This is a genomic window from Prevotella sp. FD3004 (assembly GCF_000746155.1).
Classification (GTDB): Bacteria; Bacteroidota; Bacteroidia; order Bacteroidales; family Bacteroidaceae; genus Prevotella.
On sequence record NZ_JQKR01000013.1, the window covers coordinates 156,088 to 175,456 of the forward strand.

Annotated in this window: 12 protein-coding genes and 1 riboswitch; of the genes, 2 read left to right on the forward strand and 10 right to left on the reverse strand. The window is 49.7% G+C overall.

From position 1 onward, the window contains the following. Positions 1-3 precede the first annotated feature (3 nt). Positions 4-1,806, reverse strand: coding sequence for a dihydroxy-acid dehydratase (ilvD, locus tag T325_RS05350; protein ID WP_036911136.1), 1,803 nt, complete (start codon positions 1,804-1,806; stop codon positions 4-6). A gap of 127 nt (positions 1,807-1,933) precedes the next feature. On the opposite strand from ilvD, the gene T325_RS05355 reads away from it, so the two are divergent. Together T325_RS05355 and T325_RS05360 are read left to right on the forward strand one after the other, a co-directional pair. Further along, positions 1,934-4,384 carry a glycoside hydrolase family 2 TIM barrel-domain containing protein gene (locus T325_RS05355; RefSeq protein ID WP_036911138.1) on the forward strand — a complete coding sequence of 817 codons (2,451 nt, stop codon included), beginning with the start codon at positions 1,934-1,936 and terminating at the stop codon, positions 4,382-4,384. Beyond that, the gene (locus T325_RS05360) at positions 4,381-6,708 is read left to right on the forward strand and encodes a glycoside hydrolase family 31 protein (protein ID WP_036911140.1); all 2,328 of its coding nucleotides are present in this window, start codon (positions 4,381-4,383) and stop codon (positions 6,706-6,708) included. The genes T325_RS05355 and T325_RS05360 overlap by 4 nt, the downstream gene beginning before the upstream one ends. Positions 6,709-6,762: 54 nt before the next feature. Here T325_RS05360 and cbiB read toward each other — a convergent pair whose 3' ends face one another. The 9 genes from cbiB to T325_RS05405 all read right to left on the reverse strand — a co-directional run bounded on the left by cbiB (position 6,763) and on the right by T325_RS05405 (position 19,367). Beyond that, positions 6,763-7,695, reverse strand: coding sequence for an adenosylcobinamide-phosphate synthase CbiB (gene cbiB / locus T325_RS05365; protein WP_036911142.1), 933 nt, complete (start codon positions 7,693-7,695; stop codon positions 6,763-6,765). Next, positions 7,688-9,172, reverse strand: a complete 1,485-nt coding sequence (locus tag T325_RS05370; protein WP_036911144.1) for a cobyric acid synthase — start codon at positions 9,170-9,172, stop codon at positions 7,688-7,690. The genes cbiB and T325_RS05370 overlap by 8 nt, the downstream gene beginning before the upstream one ends. Then, positions 9,169-10,569: a precorrin-3B C(17)-methyltransferase gene (gene cobJ / locus T325_RS05375; RefSeq protein WP_036911146.1), complete on the reverse strand. Its 1,401-nt coding sequence runs from the start codon at positions 10,567-10,569 to the stop codon at positions 9,169-9,171. The genes T325_RS05370 and cobJ overlap by 4 nt, the downstream gene beginning before the upstream one ends. Before the next feature lie 11 nt (positions 10,570-10,580). Further along, entirely contained in the window at positions 10,581-12,650 is a 2,070-nt protein-coding gene (locus tag T325_RS05380; RefSeq protein WP_036911148.1) for a TonB-dependent receptor plug domain-containing protein, read from the reverse strand. A gap of 28 nt (positions 12,651-12,678) precedes the next feature. After that, positions 12,679-13,839 carry a sirohydrochlorin cobaltochelatase gene (locus tag T325_RS05385; protein WP_051949723.1) on the reverse strand — a complete coding sequence of 387 codons (1,161 nt, stop codon included), beginning with the start codon at positions 13,837-13,839 and terminating at the stop codon, positions 12,679-12,681. Further along, positions 13,826-15,967, reverse strand: coding sequence for a TonB-dependent receptor plug domain-containing protein (locus tag T325_RS05390; RefSeq protein WP_231622191.1), 2,142 nt, complete (start codon positions 15,965-15,967; stop codon positions 13,826-13,828). Before T325_RS05390 ends, T325_RS05385 begins: the two co-directional genes overlap by 14 nt. Positions 15,968-16,001: 34 nt before the next feature. Continuing rightward, positions 16,002-16,189, reverse strand: a riboswitch (cobalamin riboswitch). Between the two features lie 50 nt (positions 16,190-16,239). Beyond that, the gene (locus T325_RS05395; RefSeq protein WP_036911150.1) at positions 16,240-17,484 is read right to left on the reverse strand and encodes a cobyrinate a,c-diamide synthase; all 1,245 of its coding nucleotides are present in this window, start codon (positions 17,482-17,484) and stop codon (positions 16,240-16,242) included. Positions 17,485-17,559: 75 nt separating this feature from the next. Continuing rightward, complete coding sequence (locus T325_RS05400; RefSeq protein ID WP_036911152.1) at positions 17,560-18,798, reverse strand: porin family protein; 1,239 nt, start codon at positions 18,796-18,798, stop codon at positions 17,560-17,562. Beyond that, entirely contained in the window at positions 18,795-19,367 is a 573-nt protein-coding gene (locus tag T325_RS05405) for an RNA polymerase sigma factor (RefSeq protein WP_036911154.1), read from the reverse strand. Before T325_RS05405 ends, T325_RS05400 begins: the two co-directional genes overlap by 4 nt. Positions 19,368-19,369: the final 2 nt, after the last annotated feature.

Here is a 19,369-nt window from a genome sequence, read left to right on the forward strand (position 1 = left end):
TCTTTAATCTATTATTCTAACACCGCCCTTATCTGCGCTGCTAACACTTTGAGCATAAGCACGAAGTGCCTTCGAAACGATGCGATTGCGTTTCAGCGGCTGCTGTGGACGAGCTGAAAGTTCTTCATCTGACAGTTTCACACTAATAGAGCGCGAAGGGATATCAATCACAATGATGTCGCCGTCTTTAATCTTACCGATACTTCCACCATTGGCTGCTTCTGGTGAGATATGTCCGATACTCAATCCACTGGTACCACCCGAGAAGCGACCATCAGTAATCAGCGCACATTCTTTGCCGAGGTGCATACTCTTGATATAGCTGGTAGGATAGAGCATCTCCTGCATACCAGGACCGCCCTTAGGCCCCTCATGGGTAATAACCACGCAATCGCCACTCTTCACTTTGCCACCAAGGATTCCCTCACAAGCATCCTCCTGAGAGTCGAAAACAACAGCAGGGCCCTCAAAATGCCATAGAGCCACATCGACACCTGCCGTTTTAACCACACAACCATCCTGAGCAATGTTACCAAAGAGCACGGCTAATCCACCATCCTTGGTATATGCATGTTCAAGGTCACGTATACAGCCATTAGCACGATCAGTATCGAGTGTTCCCCACTCTTCACTCTGCGACCCCATTTTGGTTGAGAAGCGGTTACCTGGTGCCGTTTGATAGATGCGATTAGCTTCGGCATCTACAGCACCATCTACTATACTATATTTCTGCATGGCCTCGTTGAGTGTCAGTCCGTCAACACGAGGAGCACTGCCATCAATCAAGCCACCCTTATTCAGTTCGTTCAGAATACCAAGAATGCCACCAGCACGACCGCACTCCTGAACACTATATTTCTGAGTGTTAGGAGCCAGTTTACACAGACAGGGCACCTTACGACTCAAGGCATCAATATCCTTCATGGTAAAGTCTGCACCTGCCTCTTGAGCTACAGCCAGCAAGTGCAGTACTGTGTTGGTACTTCCACCCATAGCAATATCCAGTGCCATCGCATTCATAAAGGCCTTGCGGGTAGCAATGTTTCGCGGCAATACGCTCTCGTCGCCATCCTCGTAGTAAGCAAAGGCATTTTTAACGACCTGACGGGCAGCAGCCTTAAACAGTTCGATACGGTTAGTATGGGTAGCTAAGATGGTACCATTACCAGGCAGCGACAAACCTATAGCCTCAGTAAGCGAGTTCATCGAGTTGGCTGTAAACATACCCGAGCAACTACCACAGCCAGGACATGCACACTGTTCAATCTCTTTAATCTCCTCGTCGGTCACACTAGGATCGGCACCTTTAACCATGGCCGTAATCAGGTCGGCATTCTCGCCGCGCCACTTACCTGCCTCCATGGGGCCGCCACTACAGAAGACTGTAGGGATGTTCAAACGCATAGAAGCCATCAGCATACCAGGTGTCACTTTATCGCAGTTAGAAATGCAGATCATGGCGTCGGCCTTGTGAGCATTGACCATATATTCGACAGAGTCGGCTATAATATCACGGCTGGGTAACGAGTATAACATACCATCATGCCCCATAGCAATACCATCGTCGATAGCAATCGTATTGAATTCGGCAGCATAGCAGCCCATCTTTTCGATTTCCTCGCGTACAATCTGACCGATCTCGTGAAGATGTGTATGACCGGGCACGAACTGGGTAAACGAGTTCACGATGGCAATGATAGGTTTGCCAAACTGCTCATGCTTCATGCCCGTAGCCACCCAGAGAGCGCGGGCTCCTGCCATTCTTCTGCCTTCTGTGCATACCGCACTTCTTAACTGATGCTTCATATATAAAATAAGTATTTGTTTCCGAAAATTTAGGTGCAAAAATACATTAAATATGTCAAACAGCCAACTATTTCACTATTTTTTCGTAAATTTGCAGCAAAATATTAAAAACTAATTACAATTTGTTATGAAAGAACTACTACTGGCGTTGCTTATGACGGCTGCTGCAACTACAGCTTCCGCCCAGCAGCGATATGAGACGACATTAAGCAACGGATGGCGTTTTTCACACGATAAACAGACATGGCAAACCATTAGCATACCGCACGATTGGGCCATTGCAGGACCTTTCGACAAGAAGTGGGACCTGCAAGTAGTTGCTATCGAGCAGAATGGCGAAACTGAAGCTACTGAAAAAAGTGGCAGATCGGGTGCCCTGCCTTGGATTGGGAAAGGCTACTATCAGCGCACCATCACTATTCCAGAGAACTGCAAGCATGCAGAACTGGTGTTCGACGGTGCAATGTCTGAGCCAACAGTATGGTTTAACGGCATTCTGGCTGGCCATTGGGCATACGGCTATAATACTTTCCGCGTTGATATAACACCATTTATGCAAGCAGGCGACAACCAACTTGAGGTAGATTTACAGAACGTCGAAGAAAGCAGTCGCTGGTATCCCGGCGCAGGCATCTACCGTCCTGTAAAACTGATACTGACAGGGAGCAGTTGGATTGACCCCTGGAAAACCTTTATCCGCACCACAAAGTTGGCAGCAAATGAGGCAGAGCTGGCAGTAACCGTAGGCACAGGCAATGCGCTAGACGGCGGACTGAGTTTTGTAGTAGAGATATTGGATGCTGAGGGACAGCTAGTAGCACTTGAGAGTAACGACAACGTGAACTGCGAGGGTACGGCAGATATGACCTTCAGCATTAAGAGCCCTCAATTATGGACGCCAGAGACACCTTACCTATATACCGCCCGCATCAACTACATGCAGTGCGGACAGCTACTGGACACCACCACACAGAAGTTCGGCATCCGCACCATTCAGGTATCGAAGGAAGGCGGTTTCCAGCTGAACGGCGTGACCAGAAAAATCAAGGGTGTTTGTCTGCATCACGACCTCGGTCCTTTAGGCGCTGCGGTTAATAAAGCAGCCCTCATTCGCCAGATCAAGACGATGAAGGCGATGGGATGCGACGCCATCCGCACATCGCACAACATGCCCTCACAGATGCAGATGGACGTCTGCGACTCGCTAGGCATGATGGTAATGGCCGAGAGTTTCGACATGTGGGTCTATCCTAAGTGCAAGAACGGCTATGCCCGTTTCTTCAAGGAGTGGAGCAACAAGGACATCGAGAACCTGATTCTTGCCAACCGCAACCACCCCAGCATCGTAATGTGGTCGATAGGCAACGAGATTCCTGAACAGGGCAGCGAAGCGGGTAAGGAGATTGCAGAAAGCCTGCAGAAACTCTGTCATGAACTCGACCCCACCCGACCTGTGACGCAAGGTCTTGACCACGCCGAAGCATCTATTGAAAGTGGTGTTGCCAAGGTGATGGATGTGCCGGGATTCAACTATCGCGTGCACAAATATCAGAAAAGCATCGGACAACTGCCTCAGGGATTCCTGCTTGGTTCTGAGACGGCCTCAACAGTGTCATCGCGCGGCGTATATAAGTTTCCCGTGGTGCCCGACGACAATTCGCGCTATGCCTCTTGGGCGCCAGGATACGATCCCAAGGCCATTGAGAATGCCGACGGCCAGTGTTCAAGCTACGATGTGGAGTACTGCTCATGGAGCAATCTGCCCGACGACGACTGGGTGTGGCAGGACGAGAAACCATGGGTAATCGGTGAGTTCGTATGGACAGGCTACGACTATCTTGGCGAACCATCGCCCTACGATGAGTATTGGCCGGCGCGCTCCAGTTATTTCGGCATCTGCGACCTCGCAGGACTACCTAAAGACCGTTACTGGCTCTACCGTTCGCATTGGAATAACAACAAGCACACAATCCATCTGCTGCCTCACTGGACATGGGGCAAGGAGCGCCGAGGTAAGGTGACACCTGTGTATTGCTACACCGACTATCCCACGGCAGAACTCTTCATTAACGGCAAAAGTCAGGGCAAGATATCTAAGAACCCTAAAGAGCGTCTTGACCGATATCGCCTGCGCTGGAACGACGTAAAATACGAGCCTGGCGAAGTAAAGGTCGTGGTCTATGATGCAGAAGGAAGAGCGGCTGGCGAGAAGAGTATGAAGACCGCTGGTAAGCCTGCTGATTTACGGCTTGACACCTGGACGCAGAACGGGCAAACGCTGAATGCCGATGGCGACGACCTCGCTTTCATCACCGTGTCGCTGACCGATGCAAAAGGTACACTCATCCCCGATGCTTCCAATCAGCTCATGTTCGAAGTAACGGGTGCAGGCACTTTCGAAGCCGTCTGCAATGGTGACGCCACAAGCCTCGAATCTTTCAAACAGCCCACCATGAAACTCTTCAACGGCCAGTTGGTGATCATTGTGCGCAGTGCCAGGGAAGCGGGCGTGCTCACCCTGAAAGTATCAGACAAAAAATCAAAACTTAATAAAACTATCAACATCAACGTTCTATGAAAAGAAGCTTCTTAGCTATAGCCGCATGTCTGACTGCGCTGGTCGGATTTGCACAAGACGACGTCAAGATAGAATTCTTCACGCCGAGTATCGTCCACATCGTTAAAGGCCAGCCAACGAAAACGCTGGTCATCACCGCCAAGCCACAGGAGGTGGCTGTGACACGTAAGGACAACACCATATCAAGTAGCGAACTCAGTGTAAGACTCGACCCTACCACAAAATGTATTACATTCTCAACCGCCAAAGGCAAGGTGCTGTTGCGCGAGAAACGTTGCGACGTCTCAAAGGTGAGCCAGACCTTTACGCTCGAAAAAGATGAAGCCATCTACGGTCTCGGCACCATCCAGAACGGCAAGATGAACCGCCGTGGCGAGACGAAACGCATGGAGCAGTCGAACCTTGAAGACTTTCAGAGCGTACTTCAGAGCATCAAGGGCTGGGGACTTTATTGGGAGAACTACTCGCCTACCCTGTTCGAGGATAACGCCAGCGGCATGACCTTCACCTCCGAGGCCGGCGAGGGCATCGACTACTATTTCATGTATGGCGGTTCGGCCGATGGCGTAATTGCACAGATGCGCCACCTCTCGGGCGACGTTCCCATGTTCCCGTTGTGGACCTACGGTTTCTGGCAGTCCAAGGAGCGCTATAAGACAGCTGCTGAGACTGAGGGCATCGTGGATAAGTACCGTGAGCTCCAAGTGCCTCTCGACGGCATCATTCAGGACTGGCAGTATTGGGGTTCAAACTATCTGTGGAACGCCATGGACTTTCTTTCCGAGGACTTCCAGAACGGCAGACAGCTGATTCAAAACGTACACCAGAAGCACGCCCACTTCATGATATCCATCTGGGCCAGTTTCGGTCCTCAGACACAGCAGTTCCGTGAGCTAAACGAGAAGGGCCTGCTGCTGCCCATCGAGACGTGGCCTCAAAGCGGCATCTCCCACATCTGGCCCCCAGTGATGGAGTATCCCTCGGGCGTCAAGGTCTACGACGCTTTCAGCCCCGAAGCCCGCGCCATCTACTGGAAACATCTGAAACGCCTCTACGACTACGGCACCGATGCCTGGTGGATGGACTCTACCGACCCAGATTTCTTCAACCCGCGTGAGAGCGACTACCAGCACAAGGTGTATGGCGGCACATGGCGCTCTCAGCGCAACGCCTTCCCATTGGAGACCGTACGCGGCATCTATCAGGCTCAGCGCAAGGACGACCGGGGCAAGCGTGTTTTCATCATGACGCGCTCGTCGTTTGCCGGTCAGCAACATTACGGCTCCAACATGTGGAGCGGCGACGTAGCCTCTTCGTGGGACATGCTTCGCAAGCAGGTGCCCGCAGGCCTCAGTTTCTCACTCACGGGCAACCCTAACTTCAACACCGATATCGGTGGCTTCTTCTGCGGCTCCTACAACACCAGGGGGGCCGGTTCTGCTCCCATGAATCCCCAGTTCCAGGAGCTCTACGTACGCTGGATGCAGTACGGGCTGTTCTGTCCCGTGTTCCGCAGCCACGGCGCCGATGCGCCCCGTGAGATATGGCAGTTTGGCGAAAAAGGCTCGCCCGTCTACGACGCTATCGAAGAGATGATACGCCTGCGCTATCGCCTCTTACCTTATTTATATAGCACCGCCTGGCAGGTCACTTCGAATAACGGCAGCTATCTGCGCCCCCTGTTCAGCGACTTTGCAGCCGACAAGAAAGTATGGGACATGACCGACGAGTTCATGTTCGGTCGCAGCATTCTCGCTGCCCCCATCCTCGACCCTCAGTACACAGCCGAGAAGATTATCCGCGAGGATGCCATGACCGGCTGGGATCGCAAGGAGGTTGCGGGTGAGTTGACCACTCAGGCAGACTTCACCGCCACCAAGACCGCTACGAAATATCTGCCCAAAGGCGCCACATGGTACGATTTCTGGACGGGCCAGAGCTATCGGGGCGGACAAAGCGTCACTCTCGAGACCACATTCAATCGCGTGCCCATGTTCGTGCGTGCCGGCAGCATCCTGCCGTTGGGTCCAGAGATGCAGTATGTGGGCGAAAAGCCATGGGACAACCTAGAGCTCAGAATCTATCCCGGTGCCGACGGCGACTTTCTGCTCTATGAAGACGAGGGCGACGGCTATAACTATGAGAAGGGCGTATACACCACCATTGCCCTCCACTGGGACAACCGTCAGCGCACCCTTACCATCGGTGCCCGCCAAGGCTCCTATCCGGGCATGCTGACGTCGCGCACGTTCACCATCGTTCTCCCCGACGGCCAAAAGACCACCGTCAGCTACGACGGCACAGCCAAGCAGATAGCCCTCTAATGGATATATACGAGGACTATTCCCTATGGCGATAAGGCTAGGAAGTAGATATCATCAGCGGCCTAGCCAGAAGATGGCGGCCACGATGATCACCATCAATACCTCAGCCGTTCGGTTTACCCGGACGGCTGTTTTCATGTCGGCAGTAGTGAGCGTGCGGTCATGATCACCGATGTAAGGCTTATCGAACATTTCGCCAAAATAGTAATGCGGACCTCCGAAACGACAATTCAGTATGCCAGCAAGAGCTGCTTCGGGATAACCACTATTGGGCGAGGCGTGGTTTCGTCCGTATTTCATTACGAATCGCCAGTTGGCGATCCGTAATGAACCAATAATCATCAGCAGTGCCGTGAGACGGGCGGGGATATAGTTGGCCACATCGTCGATATGAGCCGCCCAACAACCGAAGTCCTTGTAACGCTCCGTGTGATAGCCAATCATCGAGTCGAGCGTGTTTACCATCTTATAAGTCAGCATGCCAGGTGTGCCCAGCAGGGCCAACCAGAACAAAGGGGCTATCACACCGTCGCTCAGGTTCTCAGCCAATGTCTCCAAGGCGGCGGTACGCACCTCCTGAGCTGTGAGCTGCAACGTGTCGCGCCCTACGATGCGGGCCACCTGCGCCCTACCCTCTTCCAACGAGCGGTCTAAGGCTCGGAACACCTCGCGCACCTCGCGAATCAGCGTTGTGCCCGCCAGACAATAGAAGATGACGACGGCATCGAAAAAAAGGTGAATGGGTAAGAAAGTGAAAAGGCTGAAGGATAAAAGTCGGCGGAGAAGCCATGTAAGGAGAAAGACTCCAGCAATCAGGAATAGGGCCATAAGGGCGCCTTTAAACATGCGGCGGGAGCCACGGTTCAGCCGACGCTCGCCGAAAGCGATGAGACGCCCGAACCATACGATGGGGTGTGGTAACCTTGCGGGGTCGCCTACCATAAGGTCGAGCACCCAGCCAACCAGCAATGCTATCACGCTATTCATCTCTCAATATGCTGTAAATACGCTCCATATCCACATGATAGCGCACATGGTCGGCGAGTTTGTTATACTGCTGTTCTTTAAACACCACATAATCGGAAGGACTGGCGCCCTGTTCTATTTTCTCTCCATAAGGGCGCAGAAGATAATCGACAAACAGGGCGTTATCGAGAATGCCATGCAGATAGGTCCCCATACACTTGTCGTCGGCCACATAACCATCGGCCGTACCATCGTCGAGATGTGTCAGCGGCCTTGGTTTGGCATCACCGAAGGGGCAGGTCTCGCCCATATGTATCTCGTAGCCCACACCATATTCGCACTTCACCTGACGGGTGCGCTTCTCACCGCTCATGGTTGTCGAGACGGGGAGCAGACCCAGTCCTGGCAGTCGCTCGATGTCGCCCTCCACATGGTCGGGGTCGCACACCTCTACACCCATCATCTGATAGCCCCCGCAAATGCCTAATACCGTTGCCCCGTCGCGGCGAGCCTTTACAATAGCCTGAGCACACCCGTTACGACGCAGTTCATAGAGGTCGTCAAGGGTTGATTTAGATCCGGGGATGATAATAATATCGGCTTTGCTGATGTCGTCGGTATTATTGGTATAGAAGAGGTGAAGTCTTGAATCACGCTCCAGCGCATCGAAATCGGTATAGTTCGACAGGTGTTTCAGCATCACAACGGCCACATTCACCTTGCCCTGTTCCAGTTGCCATGACTTCTGAGCCAGCGCCACACTGTCTTCCTCCTCGATATGGATATCCTTGAAATATGGAATGATGCCTAACACGGGAATGCCACAGAGTTGTTCCAACATGCGTTTTCCTTCATCGAAGAGCCTCATATCACCGCGAAACTTATTAACGATAATACCCTTTATTCGCTTGCGGTCTTCTTCGCTCTGAAGGGCGATACTTCCATAGACGGAGGCAAAGACGCCACCCTTATCGATGTCGCCCACAAGAATCACATCAGCGTTGGCATGACGGGCCATTGGCATGTTTACCAAATCGGCATCCTTCAGGTTGAGCTCTGAAATGCTCCCCGCTCCCTCCATGACGATAGGGTTAAAGCGAGCACTTAATCTATCGAAAGCCTCACAGACCTCCCGACGGAAGTCGATACCGTCGCCACCACGGCGCCAATAATCATAGGCGCTCTTATTGCCAAGAGGCTTACCATGAAGCACGACCTGTGAGGTATGGTCGCCCTGGGGTTTCAAAAGCAGGGGGTTCATATCCGTTTCTGGAGCGATACCCGCAGCCTCGGCCTGTACCGCCTGAGCACGACCAATCTCCAAACCGTCGGGCGTGGCAAACGAGTTAAGTGCCATGTTCTGTGCCTTAAACGGTGCAGGATAATAACCGTCCTGGCGGAATATCCTGCAGAAAGCAGCAGCCAGCACACTTTTGCCCACGTCGCTACCCGTTCCAACGAACATCAAAGCATGTAATGTCCTGTCTCCCTGATTCATAGATCTCTCCCTGGTTTAAGTTGTTCTGCGTCATCGAAGGTCATAACGGCATTGCAGAGCGTAGCAGCAAGATTGCTGCCCCCCTTACGCCCCTCGACTATGATTTTCGGAATAGACTTAAAGGGCTTCACCATGTGCTTCGATTCTCGTACATGTACAAATCCAACGGGAGCCGCGATAATGCCAGCAGGATGGGCCTTGCCTTTACGAATCAGCTCGCAGAGTTCCATCAGTGCCGTAGGTGCATTGCCAAAGGCAAAGAGCGCATCAGGATGCTCCTCGACAGCCAGACGGATACCTGCCTGCGTACGCGTGATGCCTTCTGATTCAGCCATCTCAGCCACACGAGGGTCAGACAGATAGCATTTTGCCTCGACACCAAGCCGCTGGAGAGCTCCCTTACGAATGCCGCTGGTCACCATCGTCACATCGCTCACAATGGTCTTTAATTCGCCCTTGCAGATCATATTATACAGCGTTTCCACAGCCCCTTCATCGGTATAGAGAATGTTTTCCATATCAAAGTCGGCTGTAGTGTGGATAGCATGCAGCAAAGCCCACTTGTGGCCGAGGGAATAATCCTGACTACGCAACTCCTTCGAAATGGTACGGAAGGATTCTATCATGATATTCTGCCCCACCTTTGTACCATCCGTCGTTTCTTCGCGATAGTAGCCACGTGGCGTAACCATCTTGCCGTCAAACACATACGACTGCGAATTTCCTATCAGAATCACCGTAAACATATCCACATCCTCAGGGTTGAAGAATGCGAGGGTGGTCATTTTCACCTCCTGTTCAGGCCTGCCCGCCTGACGCACATACCCCACAGGCGTATCTGCACTACGCATCTGAAGGAAAATCTCCTGTAACCGGTAAAGTTGCCAATAGCGGCCGTGACTCTTAGGATTATAGACCGCCGTCACAAAATCGCCCGCTGCAGCAGCCTTGATGCGGCGTTCTATCACCTCCCAAGGCGTCATCAAATCGGAGAGCGAGATGATACACATATCATGGCCTATGGGAGCGCCAAGCAAAGAGGCCGCTTTCTGGAAGGCAGAGATACCAGGAAGCGATTCGACAGCGATATCCACGCCCCGTTCCCTCCGCATCTCATAGATAAGCGGCGTCATGCCATAGATACCAGCATCACCCGAGGATATGACCACAACCGTCTTCCCTTGTTCGGCTAATTCAAAGGCCTGTAAGGCACGCTCGCGCTCTTTCTTCATACCCGTATCGATGCACTCACATCCTTCTTTCACATAAGACATGATAAACTGGAAGTAATACTTATAGCCCACGATGACATCTGCCTCTCCCACAGCTTCCAATACGGCGGGAGTGATGTCTTGAGAACTACCAGGACCAATACCTGCAACGATAATCTTACCCATAGTTTTTTTTGTTACTTAAACCTTACCTTTAGTCCCACTACCAGCATACGGCCTGGCGAGTAAAGTGCGTATTTACGCGTTGTAGAGTCTATTCTGTTGTCTACCTTATCAAAGATGTTATCCACGCCGACGGCTGGTTCTAAGTAAATCCACTTTGCCACGTCGAAAGAGTGAGTGGTCTGCAAGTTCCATATACCAAAGCCTGGAGCATCCTCATAAGTTCCGGTATAATAGGTTTTCGACTGGAGGCGCCCGTTCAGATTGACGTTCAATCCGTATTTCCGCCATGAACGATGATAGTTCGCGGCAATGGTGATAGCATTGCGGATGCTACGTTCCAACACACTCCAATCGTCGCCACTTTTGGTACGGGCGTAAGTATAGACATAGTTAGCCGAGAGGTTGAAACCTCGGAACAAATTGGCAGACACATTCACCTGCAAGCCTTTCACATCACCCTTGTCGCTATTCTGATAGCAGGCATACTGCTCCAGTTTCTGCGCCTCGGCATCAGTCATCTCGGGGAAATCCATTCTCAAAAACGACATCACCAGGTCGTCGACCTTCAGGTTCTGCTTCACTACCATATCACTGATGCGGTTCAGATAGCCCGTCAGGCTCACGGCTATCACCTCGTTACGATACTCGGCATTGAGTGAGAAGTAGTTGCTATGCTCAGGCTTCAGAGCGGAATTACCGATGCTTATCTGAGGTTTACCACGATTCACAGAATAATAATGATAGTAGAGTTCGTCGAGTCCTGGTGCACGGAAACCTGCCGAATAGGTGGCACGGAAACGGAAATTACCAGGGGCATACATCAGCGTAGCCTTAGGCGTGAGATGGTTGTTGAATGTCTCGTGATGAGTATAGCGCAGGCCAAGAGTCAGCATCAAATCACGAGCAAGTTCTGTCTCATGTTGGGCATAGGCCGCCAGCGAATAGACATTTTCGTCTACATTTCCAGAGGTCGCTGTAAGATACTCCTTGCGCCAGTCGGCTCCGAAGATGGTTGTCGAATGCTCCGTAAGACCGAGAATCGCTTTCATGTTGCCTTCCATCATACGCTGTTTCTTCGACTGCACATAGTCACCAACAGCATAGGTATTCGTCTCCACATCGTACTCCTTGCCATAGCGGAACCGGTCGACCGTAAAATCGGCCTGCAACGAGTTTCTGGCATCAAACTTATAAATAGTTCCTACGTTCCAACGCAAGCCCTTATAACGCATCTCATAGTCGGTGCCGCCAGTGATGTCATTGCGCGACTGAGGACGGTCTGTCATCTTATATGAATAGTCTGCCCCAGCATTCAGCGCCAGGTGCTGATTGGGGGCATAGGTAAATTTCTGTCCGAAAGTGTTTGAACGATAACCTGTAAACAAGGGGGCTATCGACTGTTGTGTTTCTGTGTCGGAGCCTTTCACATATTCCAAAGGATTGTTGCGATAGCTGTTGGCCTCATCATGCCCGAAAGAAGTATACGAGCCAAAGCCGTTCTTATAGATATCAAGCGTCACGTTCTCTGTTTTTTGTCCGTGTCCGGATATCCTTGTGTCACTCGTCACGCAGATTAGGTTTTGTGTAGGCTGATCGGTGATGATGTTGATGACACCAGCTATGGCATCGCTACCATAAAGGGATGATGCCGCACCATCAAGCACCTCAATACGTTTCACCCTCGCCATGTTGATGCGGTTCAGGTCTACATTGTTCGAAATGTCGCCGTTCAGTTTCTGTCCGTTGATAAGGATGAGAATATACTTATTGCCCAGACCGTTGAGACGCAGAAACGAGCCCATACTGCTGGGTGCCATCGACACCTGAGGCATCATTCGCGTCAACGCCCCGTCGAAGGTGCTAATACCTTGCTCTTTAATTTCTTGAGCCGATAGCACATGAACTGGCGTGGCCGTGCTCTTCAGTCGCTGGTGATGCCCAGAACCTGTCACCACTACAGGGTTCAGGTTATAAGCACGATCTACCACAGAGGAGTCCTTACGATCCATCTTGTGGATTTGGGAAAAAGCGGCACTCCCCGAAAGGAGTGCCACCAATAGAGATAAAAGTTTCTTATTCATTACGTGTATTCAGAAAAAGAGAGTCTGATTATTCTTCTGGAGCTGTTGTTGGAGTTGACAGTGCAGCCTCCGTACCCAACTTGGCAATAGCCTCGCGAGTGTGGCTCATCCACAATTTACGAACAGCACTACGCTCTGCCAATCCAGGGATATACTCCTCACCACTCTTATACTTCTTCCAACAAGCCTCGGTGTAGTTGGTCTCGTAAGCCTCGGTAGCGATACCAGCGGCATTAAACATACTATACCAGCTCTCGTCGTCCTCATCATCAGCCATATCGTTGTGAGCATGGTCACCTGCGATTGACATCAGCGGATAGAGCTGGGCCTTCTTGGCATCGTTGGCAGTATAGTTCATCGTAACGGTTACATCGCCAACTGCGATATCGAACTTACCACCAGCCACGTGCTCAAGCACATTGTCTACGTATGTATCCTCCATATCAACGGTGCCCACATAATAGTTGGTGTTGATGGCACGCAGATAATTCTCAAGCTGCAAGTAGCGCACGTTACCACCATAGTAGTCGTAACCCTCAGGATTACCATGACCCATAAAAGCAACGATGCCCTGAGCCACAGCAGCCTTCACATCGGCTTCATTGTTCAGCGTAGTTGCCAAAATCTGAGCATCGCTCTCCTCAGCCATCAGCGGAGTTCCAACAACCACATTCAAATCAAGACTCTTCATGTACTCATCCGTGAAGTCGCCATTGCGGTTGTTCATGAAGTCCTTTACGTAAGAGTCGCGAACACGACGGTACTCCTCGCCTGGGATGACCTGCAACGACTGAACAACAACCTGCTGATAGCCTGCCAGACCGATTGCGGTGAGCCAGTGCTCAGGATCGTAATAATCCTTAGGATCAACATTTTCACCGGCACGGGCGTTGTTGATACAGATGGCTGAAGAGAAGGAGAGATATACATCCCATCCTGAGAAGTTTGCTTTGTAATCTTCAACAACTTTGTCGAAGGTGTCGTAGGCCTGCTCCCAGGTAGAACCGAAGGCTACTAGCAGAATCACCTTGTTACTGCTTTTCTGAGTCTTTACGGTCTCGTTGACAGCCTGTTGATACTTCTCGTAATTCGACTGCGTCTTGTTGTCGTCGTCATCGTTACAAGCGGTGAACGTTGCGCTGGCAACGAAAGCCATCATGGCCAGCATCAAAAACTTAATCTTGTTCATTGTTGTTTGAATTAAAGTTTGAATTATATTTGTTTGTAAGTTTCTTGCCTTCATTGAAACGGACTGTAAGCGAGGCATACATCGTTCTGCCTGACGTTGTAGTACCCAGATGCAATCCGTGGGGCACACGATCTACATAGTCAAGAATATTGTCCATACCAGCTTCTATGCGCACGTGTTTACCAATCTGATGACTGGTTGAAATACGCCACAACTGATACCCCTTGCCATTGCCGTCTATCTGATAGTAGCGTTTGCTCGACATACGTCCGTAAAGTCCGATACCAAGCTGATAGCGCTTCGAGAAGTCGTGATTCCAAGTGGCATAGACATTTGCTTTATGATGCGCCATTCCATCGATAGTCACTTTATTCATTACATCATTTTCAGAGTCATATTGATTGGCCTTGGTATCAAGGTAGCTATATGAACCTCCAACAGTAAAATGACGTCCCTGATAACGCATGGTGAAATCAACGCCACAGGTCTGAGCATCTTCCATATTCTGATACTGACGCACACGGATGGGGTCGTATTTCATAATCAACTCACCAGGAGCCTCTTTTGTCGGAATAGTGACGAGCGTAATCATATCGTTCACTTTATTATAATAGGGAGCAATGGTCAGGGTCAGATATCCTACAGTATATTCAGCACTCACTCCGAAGTAGTTCGACGTCTGTGCCTTCAAATCTTCATTACCCAGATAGAGATACACACCGTTCATATTCTTGATATACTGATAGTGCAGTTCTTTGGGTGTCGGCGTCTTGTAACCCTGGCTCCATGTAGTACGAAGGCGCAGGTCGCCGAGTTTCAGCATAGCGGAAACTTTGGGTGTGAGACGAGTACCAAAGCCTTCATTCCGCGTGAGTCGTAAACCAGCTGTGATATAGAGCGGGTTGAGAATCTCCAGTTCATCCTGCACGTAGACGGCTTGTGTATTATCCGTAGCCTTACCACCAGCCACTCGCATGGGGGCCTTCAACCAGTCATAACGATACTCTAATCCTGCACTCAGACGCTGTTCATAAGGCAACTCAAAAACACCTTTCAGTTGTACATTTGTCAGTCGCTGATCACTCTGCAACTCTTTGTCGCCAGGGAAATATGGGAAATAGTTGGTAAATCGGCCATTCACGTAACCATCCGTCAGCGTGGTGTCGGTATAGGCATAGTGATAGGCATGCTTCTTCCAATCTACATCAAGAGTGATATAATCTGTAGCATTCTCAGCTTGCGAGCGATTGAATATCGAGTGTAATTTCCATTTTCCTCCTACCGAAGCCGATGCGTTGTTATACTGCAAATCCCATGTCTTCACATCAACCCCTGGATGATGACCACAGGGGCGATAGATTCGCTTCCAATAAATGCTTCCATCAGCATAGAGTTCTATCTGAGGTGTCAACTGATAAGTCAGTCTCTCTGCAATCTGCCAGTTGGTGTGACGGTTCACCGTCTTGTTTCTTGAGTCGGTGATATGGTATTCAGTCTGTGAGGGAGCCTCCTCACTGGTATTCTGCCATCCGTCGGAGTGCTGAAGCTGGAAATTTGTGTAACTCGAGAGTTTCCCGAAATTCAAGGCAAAGCCATCGTGCTGACGAATATCGCCATAGTTCCCTACCCTTGTGGTATTCTCGAACATCAATCCTTTCTCGCGATGTTTACGCGTAATGATATTTATCACACCCGCGATGGCATCGCTACCATAGAGCGCACTCGATGCGCCTTTTACAATCTCAATCTTCTCAATGTTATGCGGATCAATGAGAGCTAGATCGTTCTCGCCTCCATTATCACCATAAAGTCGATGACCATCTATCAGAATCAGTACATATGAGTTTCCCAAGCCGTTCATCTGTAAGTGCGACCCCATATCGTTCTCGCTGAAATCAAACGAGGCCGTGAGGCCCGAAAGAATATCCTCTATTGAGCGACCCGCATATTGTTGAAGCTGACGATGGCTGATCACCTCTGTTTGTACGGGTGCGTCTTTTAACAGGTGCTGTGTACCAGTACCCGTCACCACCACTTCCTGTACGCTGTCCTGGCGCCAGATGTCTGTCTGAGCATACACCCCAATGGCCAATAGCCAGAAGCTAACAGCTAATATTATTCTCATCATTCTGTCTTTCCACACCCCTAACTCCTGAAAGGTGCGTATCATCAAATTTTCAGGCAGGTCTTCTGACTTTCCCCAATCTGTCTTACCTTCCCGAACTTAAGTTCAGTGGCATTATACAGACAAATCTTTCAAAGGGAGATTACAGCTGCAGGTACAGTTCCGGACTCTCACCGGATTCCCTTACATCAGGCGGCATCAGCCACCAAATTGCCTCATTTTTGGGGCAAAGGTACGAAAAAAAACGAGACTCACAAACTTTGAGTCTCATTTTTTTAATAAATATGTGTATAACTTGCTAACACGTTCTTGATTCTGAGCACTGGTGTTGACACTGGTTCACCTTTTGCATTATAAACCTGCACCACTGACTTTGGTATCTCGCCTAAGAACTGGCTATAATGGAACTCATGCCCATGATATATCTTGCCATCGAGGGTAAACTGACGATAGCCAAGCGATAATTTGCGGTCTTGCTGACGAGATGTAATCACATATGGCAACACGCCACACATAGGATAGTCGCCACTGTCTGTTAATATTTTATCACACAAATACATCATTCCACCACACTCGGCAACAATTTTACCGCCATGCTCGGCAAAATCTTTGATGGCCTTACGGGCAGCCTCATTACGTGACAACGCTTCAGCATGTTTCTCTGGATACCCTCCTGGCAGATAGAGCAAATCGATATTCTCTAATTGCGGCACTTCCGTTTCAGGATCAAACGTCGATACGCTTTCAAAGCCGTCAAGTTTTTCTTGGTAAACGAAACTAAATGATTCGTTATTTTGAGCCATCAGAACTCGTCCTCTTTTTAAGAAATCCGTATATATAGTTTCATCCTCACCAGATGAATCAGGCACAAGTTTTAAAAGTGCCTTCCAATCCACATGTTCCTCTAATAATTGTATCAAGGTGTCACTTTCTGCTTTTTCAGAGAAGTCGAGACCCAAATATCTGGAGTTCAGTTCTAATGACGACTGATTGGGCAGATAACCATAACAATATGTACCTAAATCACTACACACCTGCTTCAGCATCTCATAGTGTCGCACTGAGCCGACCTTATTAAATAATACGCCTGCAATATTGACATCTTCCTTAAAATTCATAAAACCAGATAGCAAGGCGGCTGTAGAATAGGCTGCCGACTTGGCGTCGACAACCAGAACAATAGGCAGACCTATCACGCTCGCAATCTCTGCTGACGAACCAAGATCGCGATCATAGCCATCGAATAGTCCCATCATACCCTCGACGACATTGATATCGGCATCGGCTCCATAATGGTTATAAAGTGCCTTAACGTGAGCTTTCGAGGCCATGAAAGTGTCAAGATTGATACTCTTACGCCCGCAGGCCATGTCATGGAATTTCGTATCGATATAATCAGGACCACACTTAAAGGGCTGCACTTTGTAGCCTTTTTTTGTCAGCAACGTCATTAGTCCTCTGGCAAAGGTCGTCTTACCTGAGCCACTACTGGTTGCCGCTATCATGAATCCAGGTTTCATTGGTTCTAAGTTTTTATTTCTGATGCAAAAATAAGCATAAAAAATGGGACTCACAAACTTTAAGTCCCATTTTTGTTATTTACCAATATTAAACCTTAATCCCACATTCAGATTAAACCCTAATGGTTTGTCTTGATAGAATGTCGGCACAACGCTGTGGTTATCAAAATGATAGGTAAGCCCCGGCTCAGCATAAATGCTCAATATGCGGTCTGCCTTATACTCCACACCTACGCCACAAGTAAGTGATACCTGAAGAGGACGGATGCTCACATCCTCAGTATGCTCTGGCTCCTTTTGGCCATTTACCACCGTTTGCGAGGTCTGACTGCCCTTCACCATCTTCTCGACGATACCACCAGCAGAGGCATAAACACCCAGACGCTTGCTACTGAGCAGCTGATAGTTCACCCCCACAGGCACACCCACATACGAGAGCTTTTGATTGATGTCGTAGCTATAACCATTGGTTTTGCGAGTGATGTCTGACGAGAGATAACTATACATCAGTCCGCTCTCTACGCTCCAGCGATTGCTGAGTTGATAGCGCACAGACACGCCAAACCTGACAGGCTGATGGTGGTCTATATGCTCGTCAATAGCCGTTTGTTGCTCCAGAAGCACCCCATAGACCTCTTCAAATTCTTTCTCATTAGTACCATATGTATTTGCAGCCCGCATCTGTGGAGTTATGGCATTAGCGCTAATACTACCCGACATTGAATTAGACATATATACCTGAGCCGTCAAGCGATGTTCATACGAACGATTCGGTTGGCGAAAATCTTTCGAGAAGATACTACGCTGAGGTTCCAACTTGGGCTTCTCAACCTTTGTTGGCTCACCATTATGAGCAGAAGTCTCGTCAGCAACAGGTTCCTGCTTTTCTACCGTAGCAGGTTCCCCATACGTTTCTTGCGCCGTTATAGGCATATTTCCATCCGTTTGCGACTCTACAGCCACTGCCGCCATTCTGGTCTTTACCGAGGTTATAAGCTTTTCAACCACCGTTTTATCTGACGTCTGTTGGTCTGTAGGATTTTGAACAGACTTCTGTATCATAGGTATCGTCGTTTCCACCTTTGCCGTCTGAGACAATTCACGGGTGGACTCCGTCTTAAACAAGTGCCATCCAAAGCCCACCATCAGCAATACGACTGCTGCCGCAGCTAGTCGCTTGGGCCACATTACAACAGCCTTTGCCTTCCTATTAGCCGCTAAGGCTTTCTCAAGTTCAGCCCACGACACCTCAGGAGCTGGCTGTCTGTAGTCGGCCAACTTCTGCTGTATTTCCTTTTTTGTTTGTTCTTTCATCGCGGTTGCTGTTTTGAGTTGTTATACGCTGTAATCTTTTTTACTAACAGGTTTTTGGCCCTGCTGAACTGAGAACACGAGGTGTTGGTGCTGATACCTAAGATCTGAGCTATTTCCTGATGACTTTTGTTCTCAAACACATAGAGGTTGAATACCGTTCTATAGCCCGTAGGCAGTTGCCTGATCATTTCCTGAAGCACCTCTGGCGGTATGTCACTGATGGGCGGGTCGTCGTTTTCTTCCTCGTCAGGCACATCCCACGAGAGTCGTGCCAACTCCTTCTGATGGCGTTCCTTCAGGTATTTGAGCGATTGGTTTACCGCTATTCTCGACACCCAGGCTTGAAGCGATCCCGCCCCACGATAGTTGAATTCTCTGATATGGGATAGTATCTGCACGAGAGCATCCTGAAACACATCCTTCAGGTCCTCCTCATCAGTTACATAACGGGCACAGACAGCAGTGAGATATTCAGCATAGAGCGAATAAAAGTCCTTCAGGGCGTCTTTTTCACCACCCTGAAGGCGCTTTGCTAAGCGTTCCTCTTTATTGCCTATGAAAAAATGCACTT